Origin of the sequence: Psychrilyobacter piezotolerans (assembly GCF_003391055.1) — a bacterium.
GTDB lineage: Bacteria > Fusobacteriota > Fusobacteriia > Fusobacteriales > Fusobacteriaceae > Psychrilyobacter > Psychrilyobacter piezotolerans.
On record NZ_QUAJ01000040.1, the window covers coordinates 1 to 20,249 of the forward strand.

Genomic DNA, 20,249 nt, shown 5'->3' on the forward strand with positions numbered 1-20,249 from the left:
CTTAAAAAAAGCTTTTAGGTTGTCGTTGGTAAGAATATCTTTAAGTGTAATAGTAGTCATAATAGTTATTATACCAAAAACCCCCAAGATGGGGGCTGGGGGTTGAAGAAGCGTTAGCTTTTTTTTATAACCTTCTCTTTGGGCTGACCTCTCGTATTCCTTTCTTTCACTACTTTTGACCAGGGGTACCCACGAAAGGGACTGAATTTTTTTATTGTCTTCTAAGAATTTTTCTGTAAAAATTTTAAATTCTTCTCTATCAACATTTTTAGAAGATAAAAACAATTGTTTTACTGCATCTAAAACATTTATATTTTTACTCAGCTCTGAGTTTAAAATACTTAAATAATTCTCACTTTCTCCTTTGAATTTATACTGGGTAAATTTTTTTTCTAGAATTTTAATTTCATAAAATATTAAACAGGATAATGAAAATCCAAGAAAAAGAATAAAGTAAGAAGGTATATAACTTTTATTGGTATTTGATCTCATAATAACCTCCACAAACTTTGTTTTTTAGTAGTGCTAAATTTTGTTTATTGCAATATTTTGTGATTTGACTTTATTTCTGCCGCATTTTTTTCTTTTTAAGTTCGTTAATCACCCTATATTTATATTCATATCCGATGTAATTTCCTTTAAAAAATAAAATTTTAAAGTTCAATATTTGAGTAGTTCTAAAAATGATTTTTTGGATATTCCCTAGCTTCTCAGTAAGCATTCTACTCAGTCGTCAAACAGAATAAGTCTTTGGGGATGCCCCTTGCGAATAGAACCATTAACATACTCCACCTGTTTCCGCCTCTTTTTTACTAGTAGCAACGGATGGAAATTTCCTGGTACAGACAATTTAATTGTAATTTTTTTATGTTGTTTATGATACAATAACAGATGGGAATAAGAAAATAAAAAGGAGACAGGATCATGGCTAAATGGACAGGGAGAAGTAAAGCAAGAAAAAACAATGTAGTAGAATTCGGAAAAGAGCTGGTAAGAAGATCTAAATCGACCTGTGAACTATGCGGTGAATCAGGGAGAAGCCTCAGTGTATATGAAGTCGGGAAAACAGAAGAAGATGCCGACTTAGAAAGATGTATCCATGTATGTGATGAATGTAAAAATACAATAAAAAAATTAAACAAAGCCAGTGAAAATGATCTGAGATTTTTAAATCATGCAATCTGGAGTGAGGAAAATACAGTGAAAGCCGCAGCAATTCATATTATTTCCGAGATAGAGGGGAGATATTCATGGATAGATGACCTGCTGGATGCGGTTTATATAGATAATGAATTAGAGGAGATATGTGAAAGGATGAAACATTAAAAAAAAGGAGGAAGATTCATGATAGATTTACATATGCATTCTACATTTTCGGATGGGACGCTGACTCCTGCACAACTGGTAGAACGGGCTAGACAAAATAATATAGAGGTCATGGCTATCACCGATCATGACAATGTTGACGGGCTGAAAGAGGGAAGGGAAGAAGCTGAAAAAGCAGGGATAACCTTTGTGGACGGGATAGAAGTTTCAGCTGATTTTCGAAATAAAGATATCCATATACTGGGGTATTTTTTAAATTTAAAGGATGAAGAATTTTTGGGATGGCTGAAAAATTTACAGGAAAAAAGACACAATAGAACTTTAGAGATGCTGAAGAAATTAAGCCGGCTGGGGATAGAGATAAGTCTGGCCGAAGTGGAAGATGAAGTCCTTGGGAATGTAATAGGAAGACCCCATATAGCCAGGATGATTATAAAAAAAGGATTTGCAGCTACCATGGATGAGGTCTTTGACAGGTATCTGGGAGATGGGAAACCTGCATATATCCCCAAGGTAGGAGTGGATATGGTAGAGGTGGTAAAAAAACTAAAGACCAATGGAGCCTTGGTTATCCTTGCTCATCCCCATCTTATATCCCACTCGGATGATACAGTGGTAAATATAATAGACAGCTTGTTAAAAAACGGATTGGACGGGTTGGAACTATATTATCCGAATATAGATACAAGAAAAAGAAAAAAATTCATGAAAATAGCAAAAAAAAGAGGTCTTATCTTAACCGGAGGATCTGATTTTCACGGGCTCAATAGAGCGGGAATAGACCTGGGAACAGGAGATATTTCGGTAGAAGTGTTTCAAAAAATGGTAGGTAAAAAAGAAAATATTGATCGAAATAAAAAAGTGTGGTAAAGTAAAAAGCAATATTTATAAAAAAATAGAAAAAGTGCTATTAATTTGGTAAAAATTAATTTAATCTTTTGCAAAGATTAGAGATGATGAGATGTCTCTATGAGTATAATTGGTAATTAATTTTAGTCGTCAATTATGGCGGCTTTTTTTATTTATCAGGAGGAGATTAGAGGAATGGAAAAAAAGAAGTATCTATCGATTACCGCATTGGTAATGATAATTTTTGTAGGAGTATTTGGGTTTGGAAACATAGCCAATAACTATAAGACTACAGGAACAGAATCTACAAGTATGTTTATATTGGGAGCAACAATTTATTTTCTACCACTATGTTTGATAATGTCAGAATTTGCAGCATATGCAAAAGACAGAACTGGAGGAATATATTCTTGGATCGATATTGGGCTGGGGAAAAATACAGCTTATTTTGCACTCTGGTGTTATTTTGTAGCAAATATTTTTTATCTGCCAACTTTGGCATCCAGGGTACCGACATATCTATCTTTTGCAGTTACCGGAAGTGCAGATATCAGTGATATAGCTATGGCTGTCTTGTCGGCAGTATCCCTTGTAGCAGCACTTTTTGTAGGAATAAAATATGAGAGTAAATTTAATAAGATATCCACAGTGACCGGTTATATCTCGTTATTTGTGGCAGGAATATTTTTAGTCGGAGGGATAGGGATGTACCTTGGATTCTTTGGGACACCGGCTACAGAAATAACTGCTAAATCACTGGTTATGGCTGTGGATACCAAGGAAAATTTTGGAAAGATGCTGAGTACCTTTGCCTGGATAATTTTTGCCTATGCGGGGTCTGAATTAGTAGGGACTTATGTAGACAGGGTAGAAAATCCTGAGAAAAACTTTACTAAGGGAATCTTGTTGTCAGCTATAATCATTGGATTTCTTTATATTTTGGGAATAATATCCATAGCAGCCTATGGAACAGTAGAAGATTTTAGCAGGGTATCTTTAGTTAATGCAGTAATTAGCGGCTACGCATTTATGGGAAATACCTTTGGATTTGGAATTTGGTTTGTTAAGATGATAGGTTTGACATATAGTTTAATAACTCTGGTTGCTTTGGTTCTCTGGTCGGTGGCACTGTCAAAGGTTGTATTCAGTGAAGCACCGGCAGGAACATTCCCGGCCTGGCTGACACAAAAGAATAAAAATGGGATATTAAAAAATGCACTATTTTTTCAGACCAGCTTGTCATTTTTATTTATCTTAATCACGACTTTCGGCGGGGAATCAGCCGGAGATCTTTACTATAAAATTTATGATATGTCTACCATGGCATTTATCCTGCCATATTTATTTTTGAGTGTAGCCTATATTAATTTCAGGAGAAAGGGTCATATATCATCATTTCAAATTTCTAAAAATAACTATATCGCTTATGGTGTAGGAGTATTGATTACAATCTTAAATATTATGGGAATAATCTTTGCTGGATACGATATAAACCTTGGATTTATGGAGCAGATAGATACCTTAAAACTTTATTATGGCGGTCTGGCAATGTTTCTCGGTATAGGTGTTGTAATTAAATTTATAAAATTTAAGGAATGTGACGTTATACTGAACGAGGCATAATTTAACTGAGAACTAATATAGATAATCACGGATATTTTTAAAATTCAGAATTATTTAACTTTGTGGAACTCTTTATCTCCTTTCTTTGTGATGAAGGGTTTAAGGTGTAAAATCTGTGGCAAAAAAGGTTTTATAAAATTAGTGTAAATTGGTGGCATAATTTAGATTTTAAAAAAAGGTTGACAAAAAACGAAAAAATATATAGACTACAACTGAAGTAAGAAGTGAGACAATTGAATAGAGAGCTGGGGGAGCCATGTGGCTGAGAAGTATAATTACTGACCCTTTGAACCTGAATCTAGTTAGCACTAGCGTAGGAAAGCGGAGTTTTTTTATAAAATTAATTTATATTTTTTTTAGAGGACGATTATAACCGTATACCTGTGGGTATGCGGTTTTTTTATTACATAAAGGGGGATAGATGGAGATAATTTTAAATGGTGAAGTAAAAAAAGTCAGAGCTGTGAATATCTATGATCTGGTAAAAAGTTTAGAGCTGGATAGTGATGGTGTGGTAATCCTGCATAACGATGAAATCGTGAAAAAGGAACTTTGGCCGGCAAGGAATTTGAAGGTAAAAGACAGCGTAGAAGTTTTGTATTTTGTATCGGGGGGATAAAGATGGATAAATTAATATTAGGCGGAGTTGAATTTGAAAGCAGATTGCTGACAGGAACAGGGAAATTTTCTTCTAAAGATGAAATACCAAAGATGCTGAAAGCAAGTGAGTCACAGATAATAACCATGGCACTTAGAAGGGTAAATTTTAATAATAGTGATGAAAATATATTGAATTATATTCCTAAAAATATTACTCTGCTGCCCAATACATCGGGGGCCAGAAATGCCGAGGAAGCTATAAAAATAGCAAGGATAGCAAGAGCAGCAGGCTGCGGTGACTTTATTAAGATAGAGGTAATAAACGATATGAAATACCTTATGCCGGATAATGCAGAAACAATAAAGGCGACCAAAGTACTGGCAGATGAAGGGTTTATAGTATTACCATATATGACCCCGGATCTGATAGCAGGGCAGAGATTAAAGGAAGCCGGGGCAGCAGCAGTAATGCCTTTGGGGTCTCCCATAGGATCAAATCGTGGGATTGAGACCAAGGCAATGATAGAGATAATGATAGAAAATATAGATCTGCCCATCATAGTAGATGCAGGGATAGGGAAACCATCTCAGGCAGCAGAAGCTATGGAAATGGGAGCAGCAGCGGTCCTTGTAAACACTGCAATAGCCTGTTCTCCCAACCCGGCTGAGATGGGGGAAGCCTTTGCACTGGCAGTAAAAGCAGGCAGGATGGCATATAAAGCTAAAATGGCAGAGGAAAGCAGATATGCCAATGCTTCCTCACCGCTGACAGGTTTTTTGCATAATAATTAGCAAACCGTCAATGACATAAATCAACACGAAAAAAGGGATTTTATGTGGAAAAATGATTTATTTGTATGGTTTTAAAGAAAAAGTGGAGGGAAAATGTCATTTTATAAAGAAATAGAAAAATTCAAAGGTTTTGATCTGGAAAAATACATGGAAGAACTTACCCATGAAGAGATAAAAAAATCCATAGGCAGAGAAAAATTAACTAAGTTTGATTTTTTAAATTTATTATCTCCTAAGGCCAAGGATCATCTGGAGGAGATGGCAAGAGCTGCTCAAAGGAGGAGTGTACAGCAGTTTGGGAAGGTCATAAGCCTGTATATCCCCATGTATATATCAAATTACTGTACCAACGAATGTACCTATTGCGGGTTCAATAAAAATAATAAGATAGACAGGAAACACCTGAAATTAGATGAGATAGAGACCGAAGCTGTGGAGATTGCGAAAACAGGGATAAGACATATCCTCCTTTTAACAGGGGAAGCCGAAGGATTAGTGGGAGTAGATTATATCGAGGATGCTGTAAAAATTTTGAAAAAACATTTTGATTCTGTAGTCGTGGAGATATACCCATTGGAGACAGAAGAATATAAAAGACTGGGAGAGATAGGAGTAGACGGGTTGACCATCTATCAGGAAGTTTATGATGAGAAGATCTATAGGAGTGTGCATCTGGGGGGGAAAAAATCAGACTATATGTGGAGACTGGATACCCCGGAAAGGGGAGCTCGTGCAGGACTCCGAAGTATAAATATAGGGACATTATTCGGATTGGGAGATCTTGTGAAAGAAGCATATCTATCGGGCCTTCATGCTGAATATCTTACAGATAAATACTTAAACAGTGAATTTTCTATCTCGTTGCCCAGGATAAATGAGGCAGAGGGGGGCTATAAAAGCAAATATATTTTGGATGACGCAAGCTTTGTTCAGTTTGTCCTGGCCTATAGATTATTTCTGCCCAAGGCAGGGATAAATATTTCCACCAGAGAGGTGGCTGAATTCAGGGATAATCTCATCGGGTTGGGAGTGACTAAATTTTCAGCAGGATCCAAAACCAATGTAGGAGCATACAGCGACTTGGGAAAATCAACCCCGCAATTTGAAATTTCAGATAACAGAAGTGTGGCGGAAACTGAAAAAGCCATAAGAGCCAGGGGTTACCAGGTAATCCATAAAGACTGGGAGCTGATTGTATGAAGATAGGTATTTTAGGAGCCGGCGGGATAGGCTCAAATGTGGCGGTAAACCTGGTGAGAAGCGGGGTATCCAATCTGAAGATAGCTGACTTTGACAGGATTGATCTTTCAAACCTCAACAGGCAGTTTTATTTTCATGACCAGATTGGGAAATCTAAAGTAGAGATGTTGAAGGAAAATTTAGAGAGGATAGCACCTGATTTAGAGATAGAGATTATAGATACAAAAATTGAGGAAACCAATGCAAAAGAACTCTTTGATGACTGTGATATCCTGGTGGAAGCCTTTGATAAAAAGGAATATAAAAAGCTGCTCATAGAGGAATTTCACAGTTCCAACAAACTTATTGTGTCAGCTTCCGGCATAGCCCACCATGATACAGATAATATCCTGACTAAAAAATTTGGAGAAAATATATATGTAGTTGGAGATTTTAAAAAGGGAATAGAGGAATATAAAACATACTCTCCTAAGGTTTTGATAGTAGCTTCTATAATGGCTAATATTGTTATGGAAAAGGGAGGATATTATGAAGAGGTTTAGAATTTTGGATGCCAATATAAATCGTGCCTGTGAAGGGATCAGGGTTTTGGAGGATATTTCCAGATTTAATTTTGAAGATACGGTATCTACAAAGGAACTCAGAGAAATGAGGCATAGGGTAAGGAAATTATTCTTACCCCTGGATCATAAGCTTTTGCTGGCTCGGGATTCCAAAAAAGATATAGGTAAAACAATAAGTTCTAATTCGGATTTAGATAAGAAAGAAGACATAAAAAATCTGATATTTGGTAATTTTAAAAGGGTAAATGAAGCTCTGAGAACTATAGAAGAAATCAGCAAAATTGTAGGAGAATATAATATTTCAAAGGAAATAGAAAATTTAAGATTTTTCAGTTATGAGATAGAAAAAAATATGTCTAAAAATTTTAAAAAGATTCTGCCTAAGGGAATATACGGGATTACAGGGGAAAAGTTTGCCAATGGAAGATCTAATATAGAGTGTGTGAAATCTATGATTGATGGCGGGATAAAAATAATCCAGTACAGGGAAAAGGAAAAATCCATAAAGGAAAAGATAGGAGAGATTATTGAGATAAGAAATTTGTGCCGTGAAAATGATGTTATTTTTATAGTCAATGACCATGTGGATATAGCTATTTTAGTAGATGCAGACGGGGTTCATGTGGGGCAGGATGATATGGATATACATCATGTGAGAAAATTGATCGGGGGAAATAAGATAATCGGTAAATCTACCCATTGCCTTGAGGATGCAGAGAAAGCTGTATTAGATGGAGCTGATTATATCGGGGTAGGGCCTATATTTAAAACCACTACAAAGGAAAAAGATCCTGTAGGGCTGGGGTATTTAGAAGAGGTAGTAAAGAATATAGACATACCATTTGTAGCCATTGGCGGGATAAAAGAAAGCAATATAGAAGATGTAAAAAGATTAGGAGCAGCCAGCATATGTCTGGTCAGTGAGATAGTAGGGGCGGAAAATATTGAAAAAAAAATTAAAAAATTAAATGAAATAATAGATTAAATAGGGGGACAGGATGAATAACTATACTACACAGATGAATGCAGCTAAAAAGGGGATAATAACAAAGGAGATGAGGGATGTACTGGCATCTGAATCTATAGATGAAAAAACATTGCTCCAGAAGATGAGTGAGGGTAAGATCGTAATACCTGCAAATAAAAACCATAAATCTCTCAGGGGAATAGCCGTTGGAGAAGGGATGAGGACTAAGGTAAATGTAAACCTGGGAGTATCGGAAGATTCTTATGATTTAGATTTAGAGTTTGAAAAGGTAAAAAAAGCATTGGAATATAAGGCGGATGCAATTATGGATCTCAGTATATACGGGGCTACAAAAGATTTCAGACGTGACTTGGTAGAATATTCCGATGTCATGTTAGGAACTGTACCAATGTATGATGCAGTGGCAAAATACGGAAAAAATATAAAGGATATGACGGTAGATGATCTTTTTGAGGTAGTGGAAGAGCATGCAAAAAATGGGATAGATTTTGTGACTATCCATGCAGGGTTAAACCAGGTATGTGCTGAGAGGGTAGATAATAATCCCAGACTGACTAAGGTTGTAAGTCGTGGAGGAGCTATTCTTTATGAGTGGATGAAGTTAAATAATAAAGAAAATCCATTCTATGAGCATTATGACAGGCTGCTGGATATCTGTGTAGAGCATGATGTAACCCTTAGTTTGGGAGACGGCCTCAGACCCGGAAGTATAAAGGATGCAACAGATGCTCCTCAAATTCAAGAGTTATTATTTTTGGGAGAACTGACAAAAAAAGCATGGGCAAGGGATGTACAGGTAATGATAGAAGGTCCCGGGCATGTTCCCCTGCACGAGATAGCTGCTAATATGCAGCTGGAAAAAAAATTATGTCATGGGGCACCATTTTATGTATTGGGACCGTTGGTTACCGATATTGCCCCGGGATACGACCATATAACTTCAGCTATTGGAGGAGCATTGGCCGCAGCCAGTGGAGCAGATTTCCTTTGTTATGTAACACCGGCAGAACACCTTAGATTACCAGATTTAGATGATATGAAAGAGGGAATAATAGCTTCCAGAATAGCAGCTCATGCAGGGGATATAGCCAAGCAGATTCCCGGAGCTATAGAGTGGGATAATGCCATGAGTAAGGCTCGTGGGGAATTAAACTGGGATAAGATGTTTGAACTGTGTATCGATCCTGTAAAGGCAAAGGCATACAGAAAATCATCACAGCCTATAGATGGGGAAACTTGTACTATGTGCGGGGATCTCTGCCCCATTAAGAGAACTAAAGATCTTGCATAATGAAGGTCTTGGACGAAGATGATTTTAAACGGGATGAGTTTAAAATAAAATTTGTCGGGGAAATTGATAATTTTTTTATTTTAAACTCCATGCTGGAGGACCTGAAGATCAGTTCAAAGGATGAAAAAGAACTTATTTTAAATGTTTTTTTTAGAAGATCTAAAAAATTATTGGACAGGCTGGTGGACATAATAGATCTTTTAAAGGGAAATTATTCCTTTGAGATCTATTCCTCCGACTATAAATTTAAATTTGTAGATTTTTATGGAGAGGCTGTGTTCGACCCTGAAGACAGGAAATATACAGGGAAATTTATAATAGATGATGGATATAAAATCCATGAAATATCTAGGTTTGAGAAGGTTTTATAAAAAAAATAAAAAAATATTTTAAAATAAAAGTTGACCAGGTTAAATATACTATGATAGTATACCTGTAAATAAATTATAAAAATAAATTACAAAAGAGGAGGTTTAGCCATGTTAATGAACAGTAGGATAAGGAGAAGAAAATTACACCCAACTAAATTTATAAACAGGCTGATCTTCGGATAGACTTTTTGCAAAGATTAGAGATAGTAAAACTATGTCTCTATGAGTATATTAAGTATTGAAATTACAGCCGTCAACTATGACGGCTTTTTTTATCCCAAGGTCTGTGGTTTAACTGCAAACATTGGGATTTTTTTTATAAATAAATTAGGAGGAACAAAATGGCATACTTAGAAATACTGAAGGGGATATTTATAGAGGGAGACCGATATATGTATATCCTAAAAGGATTATTATTTTCCATCAACGTAACAATTTTAGCAGCAATAATAGGGATAGTATTGGGAGTGATATTGGCCCTGTGCAGATTGAGTCACTTCTATCCATTTAAAAATAAATTCAATCCATTGTCTAGAGGAGCATTGATCTATGTTGATCTGATTCGTGGAACACCGGCAGTGGTGCAGCTAATGATTTTAGCCAATATAATCTTTGTAGGTGCACTAAGAGATGTACCGATCTTAGTAGTAGCGGGATTAGCATTCGGATTAAACAGTGCAGCCTATGTAGCAGAAATAATAAGAGCAGGAATCGAAGGATTGGATAAGGGTCAAAGTGAAGCAGCAAGAGCCCTTGGAATGAACTATGTAACTACAATGAAAGAGGTAATAGTACCCCAGGCAGTAAGAAAGATATTACCGGCATTAGTAAGTGAGTTCATCTCATTATTAAAAGAAACTTCTATCGTAGGATTTATAGGTGGAGTAGATTTACTCAGATCAGCTAATATAATCACCAGTCAGACATACAGAGGGGTAGAGCCGCTGCTGGCAGTAGGTATAATCTACCTGATATTAACTACAACATTTACTAAATTTATGAGAAAAATAGAAGAGAAGGTGAAGAACTAATGATTAAAGAAACTAAAGAGACAATGATTAAAATAGAAGATTTACATAAGAACTTTGGAAGTTTAGAGGTATTGAAAGGAATCAGTAAGGAGATTACTAAAGGGGAAGTAGTGGCAGTAATCGGACCCTCTGGATCGGGGAAATCGACATTCTTGAGATGTATAAACATGTTAGAGGAAATAACTAAAGGAAAAGTAACGATAGAGGGAATGGATATCTCTAAAACGAATATAAATAAGGTAAGACAAAATGTAGGGATGGTATTCCAGCACTTCAATCTATTTCCCCATAAGACGGTACTGGAAAATTTGATGTTAGCACCCATGAAAGTAAAAAAAATAAAAAAGGAAGAGATAATAGAAAAAGCCAAAAATTTGTTGAAAAGAGTAGGCTTAGCAGATAAAGCAAATTCGTATCCGGATTCATTATCAGGGGGGCAAAAACAAAGAATAGCTATCGCAAGAGCTCTTGCCATGGAACCGGATATTCTACTATTTGACGAACCTACCTCAGCCCTGGACCCTGAGATGGTAAGAGAGGTACTGGATGTAATGAGAGATTTAGCTCATTCAGGAATGACGATGATGGTTGTAACCCATGAGATGGGATTTGCCAAGAGTGTGGCTAACAGAGTATTCTTCATGGATTACGGAGTTATCTTAGAAGATGCTGCTCCTAAGGAGTTATTTGAAGCCCCTGCCCATGAGAGAACCAAAGAATTTTTAGACAAGGTATTGAATCATTAAAAAAATAAATTTGATTATAAATGGAGGAAAGAGATGAAAAAGACGATGAAATTAATAATGGCAGTGATAATTGGAATGTTGATGGTGGCCTGTGGAAATGAAAAAAAAATAGAAAAGATCTATGTGGGAACCAATGCCGAGTTTGCACCCTTTGAATATTTAGAAGATGGAAAAACTGTGGGGTTTGATATGGATCTCATGGCAGAGATATCAAAGGAGATAGGGGTAGAGATGGAGATTAAGGATATGGCTTTTGACGGTCTGCTGCCGGCACTACAGGCTAAAAAAGTGGATATGATAATAGCAGGGATGACGGCTACCGAGGAGAGAAAGAAAGCTGTAAACTTCAGTGAAACATATTATAAGGCGAATCAGGTGATCATAACAGCTGAAGATGCAGAGGATATCCCAGATTTTGAGGGATTAAAAGGAAAGAAAGTAGGAGTAATATTAGGATTTACAGGAGATGTAGTTGTCAGCGAGATCGACGGGGTAGAAGTAAAAAAATATAATGCAGGTTATGCAGCTATCATGGATTTAAAGGAAGGAAAGATAGATGCAGTGGTATTGGACGGTGAACCGGCTAAGAATTTTGTGAAAAATAACGAAGGAATAAAAATCACTTCTGCAGAGGGAGAAAAGGAAGAATATGCAATGGCAGTATCCAAAGATAATAAAGAGTTATTGGAAAAAGTGGATTCAGCTTTAATAACTTTAAAAGAAAACGGTACATACGATAAATTATTAAAAAAATGGTTTTAAAAAAAGAGGGATTAGGATGGAAAACAGGTATATTGAAAATTAAATAGGAAGTAAATCATGCTAATCTAACGGGGATTCTGTTGAAAATGGCAGGGTCCCTTTTTTATACTCAAAAATAGGAAATTAGGAGGGAATATGAAATTCAAGGCTAAAATTTTTTATTCAAATTATGCAGATGAATTAATAAAATTAAATTATTATATCTATAAAAATCCAGAATTAGGAAATCATGAAATAAAAGCAAGGGATGCTCATACTGTCCTTTTGGAAAAAAATGGGTTTCAGATAGAAAAAGAATTTATAGGGATAAAAACAGCATTTAAAGCTGCCTATAAATCTAAAAAAGCCGGACCTAAGATAGCTTTTTTAGCTGAATACGATGCACTTCCAGAGATAGGACATGGCTGCGGACACAACATACTGGGAACTGCCAGTACAGGAGCCGGGCTGATATTAAAGGAATTTGTAAAGGATTTAGGCGGAGAAGTAATTGTTTTGGGGACTCCGGCAGAGGAAACCGATGGAGCCAAGGTAGATATGGCCAAAGCGGGAATATTTGAAAATATAGATATAGTTATGTCGGTTCATCCTACAGGGGGATTTCATATTGAGAGCGGGAGTTCTCAGGCTATGGAAGCTGTAAGGTTTAAGTATTTTGGTAAGACAGCTCATGCGGCGGGTTCTCCCCACTTGGGAATAAATGCTTTAGATGGAGTGATAACCTTATTCAATAGTATCAATGCCATGAGGCAGCAAATTTGTGAGACCGACAGGATCCATGGAGTAATTACAAATGGAGGAGAAGCAGCCAATATAATTCCTGATTTTTCTTCGGCAGATTTTTATATAAGGAGCAGCAGTGATAAAGAATTGAAAATCTTGTCGGAGAGGGTAAAAAAATGTGCCCAGGGAGCTGCCCTTGCTACAGGGACTAGGTTGGAGATGAAAAATTATGAATACAGTTTTAAAGATCTTATAACCAATAAAAAATTATCTGAAACTTATATAAAAAATCTCAAGCTTTTAGGTATTAAAGAGATTAAAAAAGGGGGTAAGGCGGGTTCTACAGATATGGGGGATGTCAGTTACTGCTGTCCAACTATCCACCCATCTTTTCCCATAAGTGAAGGAGAATTAATAGGTCACAGTGCAGAATTTGCTAAAGCTAGTATAACTGAAAAAGCGTATGAGGGTATGAAAGAAGCAGTTCTATCCATGGTGATGACTGCAGTGGACATAATAGCAGATGAAGAGTTATTAAAAGAAATTAAAGAAGAATTTGTATTAACTCATAAAAAATAAAGGAGAAAAATAATGAATAAATTAATAATAGGAATTTTAATGATAGTAAGTTTAATAGGGTGTGGACAAAAAACAGAGGTAGAAAATACAACTAAGAAGGTAAAGAAATTATATGTAGGAACCAATGCAGAATATAAACCCTATGAATATATTGAAAATGAAAAATTAGTAGGATTTGATATCGAGTTTATGGAGGAATTAGCCAAAAATTTAGAATATGAAATAGAATGGAAAAATATGAGTTTTGACGGGTTATTACCGGCTCTTCAAACAAAGAAGATAGATATGGTAATAGCTGGTATGACACCTACAGAAGAGAGAAAAAAAGCTGTAGATTTTACCGATACATATTATAATTCTGCTCAAGCTATTTTGGTAAATAAAGATACTTATGGAATTGAGTCTTTAAATGATTTAAAGGGAAAAACAGTAGGAGTTCAGTTAGGGACTATCCAAGAAACTATGGCAAATGACATAGAAGGGGTAGAGATTAAAAGATATAACTCATTTACAGGAGCTATATTGGAGTTAAACAATAAAAAGGTAGATGCAGTAATAGTTGGTGAAGTTGTGGCTAATAATTATTTAGAGAATAATCAAAAATTAAAACTGGCAGCTTTATTAGAGGATAAACAAGATGGTTCAGCTATTGCTATGAATAAAGGGAATGAAAAATTAATATCAGAATTGAATGAAGAGATCAAAAAAATGAAAGAAAGTGGAAAATATCAAGAGTTAATAAATAAATATTTTGGAGGATAGTCTATGAAATCAGTTGGAATAATTGGTGGAGGCAATGGTGGACTTACAGCAGCCTATCATTTTTCCAAGGTAGGAAATACAGTTTGTCTTTATGATGCTAAAGAATTCTCTGTGAATTTAGAAGGGATAGAAGAAAATAGCGGGTATATTGAGGCATTAAAAGAGGTAGATGGTTTAAAATTAGAGATTCCTGGAATCCAAAAGATAGATAGAATAACAACTGATATTATGGAAGTTTTAAAATATTCCAAGATACTCATTATAGTGGTACCATCCTATGCTCAGGAGATTATCTTTAATAAAATTTATCCTTATTTAGATGGTCATATTTTAGTATCTATGCCTGGGAATTTTTCCAGTTTAGTTTTTAATAAAATCATGTTGGAAAAAGGGCAAAAAGATGTAACCTTAGTAGATGGGATCTCTATTCCTTGGGCCTGTAGAATAGAGTGTCAAGGGGGAGTGGCAATTTATGGGACTAAATCTCATTTACCAGTAGGAGTTTTTCCAGGAATTAAAACTGATGAAACACTGGAAATTTTAAATGAGGTATTTCCAATAAAATTAACAAAATTAGAAAATGTAGTTGTAGCAGGAATGGAAAACATAAATTTTGGAGGACATCCTCTGTTGTCAGTCTTAAACATGGGAATAATGGAAAATTTTGGAGGTGAATTTAATTATTATAGGGATACTTGTTCCTTCGCCACTTCTAAGGCTGTATCTGTCATGGAAAAGGAAAGATTAGAGATAGGGAATACTATGGGGTTTCATTTAACTCCAGAATTGGAGGCTATGAATTCCCTTTATAACTTAGAATATGAAAGTGTGTATGAATTAAACAGAAGTTCAGTAGCACACAGTAAGATAGGAGCTCCTAGTACATCAAAACACAGGTATATAACGGAGGATGTCCCATATTTAGTGGTGCCGTGTTATTCTCTTGGGAAATTATTAGAGAATGAAACTCCCATGATGTATTCTTGTATAACAATTGCAGGAGCTTACAATAGTAAAGATTATTTTAAAGATGGAAGAAACCTAGAAAAAATGGGGATTGACGGGATGAATAAAGAAGAATTAAAAAATTATCTTTATTATGGGAAATATTGAAAAAAAGGAGAGAACGATGAAACTTTGGGGTGGACGATTTAATAAGGAAACGGCAAAAATATTAGAAGAATTCAACGGATCTATAAATTTTGATAAACGTATGTATGAAGAAGACATAATGGGAAGTATAGCTCATTCTAAGATGCTGTCTAAACAAGATATTATAGGAAAAGATGAACAGATAAAAATAGAAGGCGGGCTTTTACAGATATTAAAAGAGGTAGAAGGAGGAGAATTTATCTTTGATCTAAAGGATGAAGATATCCATATGGCCATTGAGAAAAGGTTGATAGAGATAGTAGGAGAAGCAGGAGGAAAACTTCATACGGCCAGAAGCAGGAATGACCAGGTGGCCCTGGACATAAGGATGTATCTGAAAAAAGAAAGTACAGTAATAGAGGGTTTATTGGGAGAACTATTGGAGGGACTGGTGGAGACAGCTCATAAAAATAAAGGTGTTATTATGCCTGGATACACACACCTCCAGAGAGCACAGCCTATTTTATTTTCCCACCATATGATGGCTTATTATGAGATGTTTAAAAGGGATTTGGACAGATTAAAAGACTCCTACAAAAGGCTGGATGTAATGCCCTTGGGAGCCGGAGCATTGGCTGGGACAACCTATAATATTGACAGACATTTTGTAGCGGCAGAACTTGGATTTCCTGAAGTTACTAAAAACAGCCTGGATACTGTCAGTGACAGGGACTTTATAATTGAATTAAATTTTATTATCTCCATGATATCCATGCATATGTCCAGACTGGCTGAGGAGATAATAATATGGTCTACGAGTGAATTTTCTTTTGTAAGTTTGGATGATGCATATTCTACAGGCTCTTCCATTATGCCCCAGAAAAAAAACCCGGATATAGCAGAATTAATCCGAGGAAAAACAGGGAGAATTTTCGGGAATTTAATGGGAATATTGACCGTTATGAAGGGTCTGCCCCTGGCCTACAACAAGGATACCCAGGAAGACAAGGAAGGAATTTTTGACTCCATAGATACCATAAAGATATCTTTGGTTATCTTTAAAGAGATGCTGGTTACTATGAAAATAAATGAAAAAAATATGATGGTGGGGATTGAAAATGGATTTATAAATGCCACCGATGTGGCAGATTATCTGGCAAAAAAAGGACTGCCCTTTAGAGAAGCCCATAGAATAGTCGGGGAACTGGTTGTTTATTGTGAGGTGAATAAAAAAAGATTATCGGAGTTAACTTTAAAAGAATTTAAAGGGTTCAATGATCTGTTTGAAGATGATATAAATAGAAAAATAAGTATAGAAGAGTGTGTCAACGGGAGAAAAAGTTATGGGGGAACAGGGTTAGAATCGGTGGAAACTCAAATAGAGGATGCACAAAGTTTTTTAAAAAAAAATAAAAAATAAACAGGAGGTTTAAAGATGAAAAAGATGATGAAATTAATGATGGTACTGGTATCGATGTTGATGGTTGCCTGCGGGTCACCAAAAGAAGAAGAAAAAACCTATGTAGTGGGAACTGCTCCTAATTTTGTTCCATTTGAATATATGGAAGGGGACGAGATCGTAGGATTTGATATGGACCTGTTGAAGGAAATCGAAAAAGAAAGCGGGCTTAAATTTAAGGTAGTAGGGATGGATTTCAGCGGACTTCTGCCGGCGTTACAGACTAAAAAAATAGATTTAATTGTAGCTGGGATGTCGATAACCGAAGATAGAAAGAAAAATGTGAATTTTACCCACCCGTATTTTAATGTGAGTCAGGTAATCATGGTAGGGGAAGGATCAAAAGATATAGGAAAGGAATCTGATATAGCAGGTGGAAAAATAGGTGTGGTATTGGGTACAACCAGTGATAACATAGCCGAGGATTTATCTAAAAAATTAGATGGGGTAGAGGTAGAAAAATACAATAAATTACATGAAGCAGTACTATCTTTACAGGCGGAAAAAATAGATATGATAATCTTGGACTATCAACAGGCAATTAAAACAGTGGAAAAAAATGAGGGGTTAAAATTAGCTGCTTATACTCTGCAGTCGGAAGAATATGCCATAGCCATAGGAAAGGATGATGTGGAATTATTGGAGAAGATAAATAAGGCCTTGGATAAGATTTTAGGAAGCGAAAAATACGATGAATTAATAAAAACATATATAGAAAAAAAATAAAAAAATAAATAAAAATAAATAGGGGGAAAAAATGGATAAAGTAGTATTAGCGTATTCAGGGGGATTAGATACATCGATAATAGTGCCATGGTTAAAAGAAAATTATGATTTAGAGGTTATAGCTGTCTGTGTAAATGTAGGGCAGGAAGACGAGATGGAAGATGTGAGAAAAAAAGCCATTGAATCGGGAGCATCTAAAATTTATATAGAAAATGTAGCTGAGGAGTTTGTAAAAGATTATGCCTTCAAGGGGCTGAAAGCCGGAGCTGTCTATGAGGAAAATTATCTATTGGGAACAGCATTTGCAAGACCGCTTATAGCTAAAAAACTAGTAGAAGTTGCACACAAAGAAGGGGCTAAGTATATTTGCCATGGATGTACTGGAAAGGGGAATGATCAGGTTAGATTTGAAGTGGGAATAGCTTCGATAGACCCCGCTATAAAGATAATTGCTCCCTGGAGAGAATGGGATATTAAATCCAGAGAAGACGCCATAGACTATGCTGAATCTAAAGGGATTGAGCTTTCTGTGACGAAAGAAAAAATCTATTCCAGAGACCAGAATCTTTGGCATATAAGTCACGAGGGGGGAGATATAGAGTTCTTGGAAAACGAGCATAAGGATGACCTGTATATGATGGTAAAATCCCTGGAGGATGCCAAGGATGAGGCTGAATATGTGGAGATAGGTTTTGAATCGGGAACACCAATAAGTGTCAATGGGGAAAAATTATCCGCAGCGAACCTTTTGATAAAACTGAATGAAATAGCTGGTGAACACGGGGTAGGAATAGTGGATATTGTAGAAAACAGACTTGTGGGGATGAAATCCAGAGGGATCTATGAAACTCCCGGAGGAACGGTTTTGTATGCAGCTATAAAAGAATTGGAAAGTATCTGTCTGGACAAAGAGACTCAGGCTTTCAAGAAAAATATGGGGCAGAAATACGGGGAATTAGTCTATAATGGTTTATGGTTTACACCTTTAAAGGATGGGATGGATGCATTTATAGATAGCGTATCTGCTGTAGTTACTGGTACTATTAAATTGAAACTATATAAGGGGAATATAAAGGTAGCAGGAAGAATATCTCCTAATGCACTCTATGATGAAGGAATTTCATCCTTTGGAGCCAGTGACCTTTATGATCACCATGATGCTGAAGGGTTTATTAAGTTGTTCTCCCTTCCAAGTAAGATCAGAGCCATGAAAGGATAAAAGATAAAAAAAGAGCCCTTAAACCATATATGGTTTAAGGGCTCTTTTTTTAGTTTTGTTCAAATGTAACGTTAGACATATTAGTCGGTACTTTAGGCATTCTTCCTCCCATTCCAACACTTTTGTTAGCAAAAGTGTTACTAAAGAGTAATAGGGCACCTATAAGTATTAACCATTTTTTTTTTCATCTTTCCCCCTTTAAATTTATAGTTGTATTTTTCGAATAAGAAAATTGGCCTCATATTCTAAAGAATTATTTATATAAAATTTTAATATGTATAGAAAAAAATCATAAGGCATCATTTTCTTGGGTATTTTACAGATTGTTTTAATTAATTCCTGCTGTTTTAATGGCTGATGACCATAGAGTAAAACAAGTTGCTTGATAGAATCTAAATATTTAGTTGGGTTAAAGTGATGATGGTTAAGGTTTATAGGAAATGAAATTTCCTTTTCAAATGCATTAACAGCTTTCTTTTTTTCTTCTAAATATAAATAAGCTAATCCTAGGTTCCAATAAGTTTGATATAGCGTTCCATTTTCTAACTCTTTAAGTATCTTTTCAAGCTTATTAACAGTAACTTTTACCAGTATTTCATTTTTCATTTCTCTAGCACAAGAAATAATATTGATATAACAAATTTCTAAATCATTATAATTTAATGGGTCAATTACACTTTTTTTAAAACATTCAATGGCTTTTTCATATTCTCCTAAGTTTTGATAACAAATACCCAGGTTATTGTAGGAATGATAGTAGTGTTTTGTAATCTCCGGCATATCAATAAGAACATTAAAACATAAAATAGCTTTACTATATTTTTTAGTTTCTAAGAGACTTACACCGGTATTATAAGCTAAGAGTGCTTTTGTTTTATATGGTGCTTGATTGATCTTCTTTTGATATTTAAGGTATATTGCATAGGTAAGTTCTGTTTTTTCTAACCGAATTACCTCAATTAAGATAGAATAGAAAAAATCAGAGCAGGAGAAATGATTTAATAGGTCGTAATAGGTATTTAAAGCTTTTTCTTTCTTACCTATCCTTTGATTATGTTTGGCTATAATATACCGGTATTTACAGCTGTGAACTTCTTTCTCTCGTCCAAATAACTCTATCTCTTCTTGTTTTTCTTTGGAGTAGATACTTTTATCTATAATACTTTCAACAATTAATTGATCCAGTTCCTGCTGGGGAGTGATATACAGTTCCTCTATAGTAATGATTTTATCTATATTTCTTTCCTGAAAAATTTTATTAAAAGAATCAACCAGCAGAGGGATATGTTTTTTTTTAAAAGGATTATGCCCTTTTTTTATTTTAGTTAGATAAGAAGCACTAATGCCTTTACACGCTAGTTCTTTTTGTGTTATTTTATGTGCTTTAGCTGTTTCGAATATTTTATTTTCCATATGACCTCCTTGTATAATGAAATAGAGCTATAAAAGCACTATTTCTAGTTTATTTAATTTTTTAGTATATAATTAACATAGACGCTGTGGATTAGTGTGACCTCCTATAGCTTCGACTATTTCTTTTAGGCTCT

General features: G+C 35.4%; 22 protein-coding genes and 1 riboswitch. Of the genes, 20 read left to right on the forward strand and 2 right to left on the reverse strand.

Annotation, left to right across the window (positions count from 1 at the left end):
• The coding region (locus DYH56_RS14370) for a CHASE domain-containing protein (RefSeq protein ID WP_199533040.1) at nt 1-492 on the reverse strand (492 nt) is incomplete at its 3' end.
• 432 nt (nt 493-924) lie between these two features.
• Between DYH56_RS14370 and DYH56_RS14375 the strand changes: the two genes are divergently transcribed.
• The 20 genes from DYH56_RS14375 (at nt 925) to DYH56_RS14465 (ending at nt 18,702) form a co-directional block, all read left to right on the forward strand.
• Complete coding sequence (locus DYH56_RS14375; protein ID WP_114643562.1) at nt 925-1,326, forward strand: PhnA protein; 402 nt, start codon at nt 925-927, stop codon at nt 1,324-1,326.
• An 18-nt stretch (nt 1,327-1,344) separates the two neighbouring features.
• Complete coding sequence (locus DYH56_RS14380) at nt 1,345-2,196, forward strand: PHP domain-containing protein (protein WP_114643563.1); 852 nt, start codon at nt 1,345-1,347, stop codon at nt 2,194-2,196.
• Nucleotides 2,197-2,370: 174 nt separating this feature from the next.
• Nucleotides 2,371-3,798, forward strand: coding sequence for an amino acid permease (locus tag DYH56_RS14385; RefSeq protein ID WP_158539171.1), 1,428 nt, complete (start codon nt 2,371-2,373; stop codon nt 3,796-3,798).
• Nucleotides 3,799-4,035: 237 nt separating this feature from the next.
• Nucleotides 4,036-4,135: riboswitch (TPP riboswitch) on the forward strand.
• Between the two features lie 84 nt (nt 4,136-4,219).
• Nucleotides 4,220-4,417, forward strand: coding sequence for a sulfur carrier protein ThiS (thiS, locus tag DYH56_RS14390; protein ID WP_114643565.1), 198 nt, complete (start codon nt 4,220-4,222; stop codon nt 4,415-4,417).
• Between the two features lie 2 nt (nt 4,418-4,419).
• Complete coding sequence (locus DYH56_RS14395) at nt 4,420-5,190, forward strand: thiazole synthase (RefSeq protein ID WP_114643566.1); 771 nt, start codon at nt 4,420-4,422, stop codon at nt 5,188-5,190.
• Nucleotides 5,191-5,283: 93 nt separating this feature from the next.
• Nucleotides 5,284-6,390 carry a 2-iminoacetate synthase ThiH gene (gene thiH, locus DYH56_RS14400; protein WP_114643567.1) on the forward strand — a complete coding sequence of 369 codons (1,107 nt, stop codon included), beginning with the start codon at nt 5,284-5,286 and terminating at the stop codon, nt 6,388-6,390.
• Nucleotides 6,387-6,932 carry a sulfur carrier protein ThiS adenylyltransferase ThiF gene (thiF, locus tag DYH56_RS14405; RefSeq protein ID WP_114643568.1) on the forward strand — a complete coding sequence of 182 codons (546 nt, stop codon included), beginning with the start codon at nt 6,387-6,389 and terminating at the stop codon, nt 6,930-6,932. The genes thiH and thiF overlap by 4 nt, the downstream gene beginning before the upstream one ends.
• Nucleotides 6,919-7,938: a thiamine phosphate synthase gene (thiE, locus tag DYH56_RS16290; RefSeq protein WP_114643569.1), complete on the forward strand. Its 1,020-nt coding sequence runs from the start codon at nt 6,919-6,921 to the stop codon at nt 7,936-7,938. Before thiF ends, thiE begins: the two co-directional genes overlap by 14 nt.
• Before the next feature lie 13 nt (nt 7,939-7,951).
• On the forward strand, nt 7,952-9,232 hold the full coding sequence (gene thiC, locus DYH56_RS14415) for a phosphomethylpyrimidine synthase ThiC (protein WP_199533041.1): 1,281 nt from the start codon (nt 7,952-7,954) through the stop codon (nt 9,230-9,232).
• Complete coding sequence (locus DYH56_RS14420) at nt 9,232-9,603, forward strand: hypothetical protein (RefSeq protein ID WP_114643570.1); 372 nt, start codon at nt 9,232-9,234, stop codon at nt 9,601-9,603. The genes thiC and DYH56_RS14420 overlap by 1 nt, the downstream gene beginning before the upstream one ends.
• A gap of 222 nt (nt 9,604-9,825) precedes the next feature.
• Complete coding sequence (locus tag DYH56_RS16405) at nt 9,826-9,957, forward strand: hypothetical protein (protein ID WP_255414728.1); 132 nt, start codon at nt 9,826-9,828, stop codon at nt 9,955-9,957.
• Nucleotides 9,945-10,634 carry an amino acid ABC transporter permease gene (locus tag DYH56_RS14425; RefSeq protein WP_114643571.1) on the forward strand — a complete coding sequence of 230 codons (690 nt, stop codon included), beginning with the start codon at nt 9,945-9,947 and terminating at the stop codon, nt 10,632-10,634. The genes DYH56_RS16405 and DYH56_RS14425 overlap by 13 nt, the downstream gene beginning before the upstream one ends.
• Nucleotides 10,635-10,657: 23 nt before the next feature.
• Nucleotides 10,658-11,380: an amino acid ABC transporter ATP-binding protein gene (locus tag DYH56_RS14430; protein WP_114643581.1), complete on the forward strand. Its 723-nt coding sequence runs from the start codon at nt 10,658-10,660 to the stop codon at nt 11,378-11,380.
• A 33-nt stretch (nt 11,381-11,413) separates the two neighbouring features.
• Complete coding sequence (locus DYH56_RS14435) at nt 11,414-12,142, forward strand: basic amino acid ABC transporter substrate-binding protein (protein WP_114643572.1); 729 nt, start codon at nt 11,414-11,416, stop codon at nt 12,140-12,142.
• A gap of 135 nt (nt 12,143-12,277) precedes the next feature.
• Complete coding sequence (locus DYH56_RS14440; protein WP_114643573.1) at nt 12,278-13,444, forward strand: M20 family metallopeptidase; 1,167 nt, start codon at nt 12,278-12,280, stop codon at nt 13,442-13,444.
• 12 nt (nt 13,445-13,456) lie between these two features.
• Nucleotides 13,457-14,206, forward strand: a complete 750-nt coding sequence (locus tag DYH56_RS14445; protein WP_114643574.1) for a basic amino acid ABC transporter substrate-binding protein — start codon at nt 13,457-13,459, stop codon at nt 14,204-14,206.
• A gap of 3 nt (nt 14,207-14,209) precedes the next feature.
• On the forward strand, nt 14,210-15,319 hold the full coding sequence (locus DYH56_RS14450) for an NAD/NADP octopine/nopaline dehydrogenase family protein (RefSeq protein WP_114643575.1): 1,110 nt from the start codon (nt 14,210-14,212) through the stop codon (nt 15,317-15,319).
• A gap of 16 nt (nt 15,320-15,335) precedes the next feature.
• A complete protein-coding gene (gene argH, locus DYH56_RS14455; RefSeq protein ID WP_114643576.1) occupies nt 15,336-16,718 on the forward strand; it encodes an argininosuccinate lyase in 1,383 nt (460 codons plus the stop codon).
• A 15-nt stretch (nt 16,719-16,733) separates the two neighbouring features.
• Nucleotides 16,734-17,483 carry a transporter substrate-binding domain-containing protein gene (locus tag DYH56_RS14460; protein ID WP_114643577.1) on the forward strand — a complete coding sequence of 250 codons (750 nt, stop codon included), beginning with the start codon at nt 16,734-16,736 and terminating at the stop codon, nt 17,481-17,483.
• Nucleotides 17,484-17,514: 31 nt separating this feature from the next.
• On the forward strand, nt 17,515-18,702 hold the full coding sequence (locus tag DYH56_RS14465; RefSeq protein WP_114643578.1) for an argininosuccinate synthase: 1,188 nt from the start codon (nt 17,515-17,517) through the stop codon (nt 18,700-18,702).
• Nucleotides 18,703-18,906: 204 nt separating this feature from the next.
• Here DYH56_RS14465 and DYH56_RS14470 read toward each other — a convergent pair whose 3' ends face one another.
• Nucleotides 18,907-20,115 carry a tetratricopeptide repeat protein gene (locus tag DYH56_RS14470; protein ID WP_114643579.1) on the reverse strand — a complete coding sequence of 403 codons (1,209 nt, stop codon included), beginning with the start codon at nt 20,113-20,115 and terminating at the stop codon, nt 18,907-18,909.
• Nucleotides 20,116-20,249: the final 134 nt, after the last annotated feature.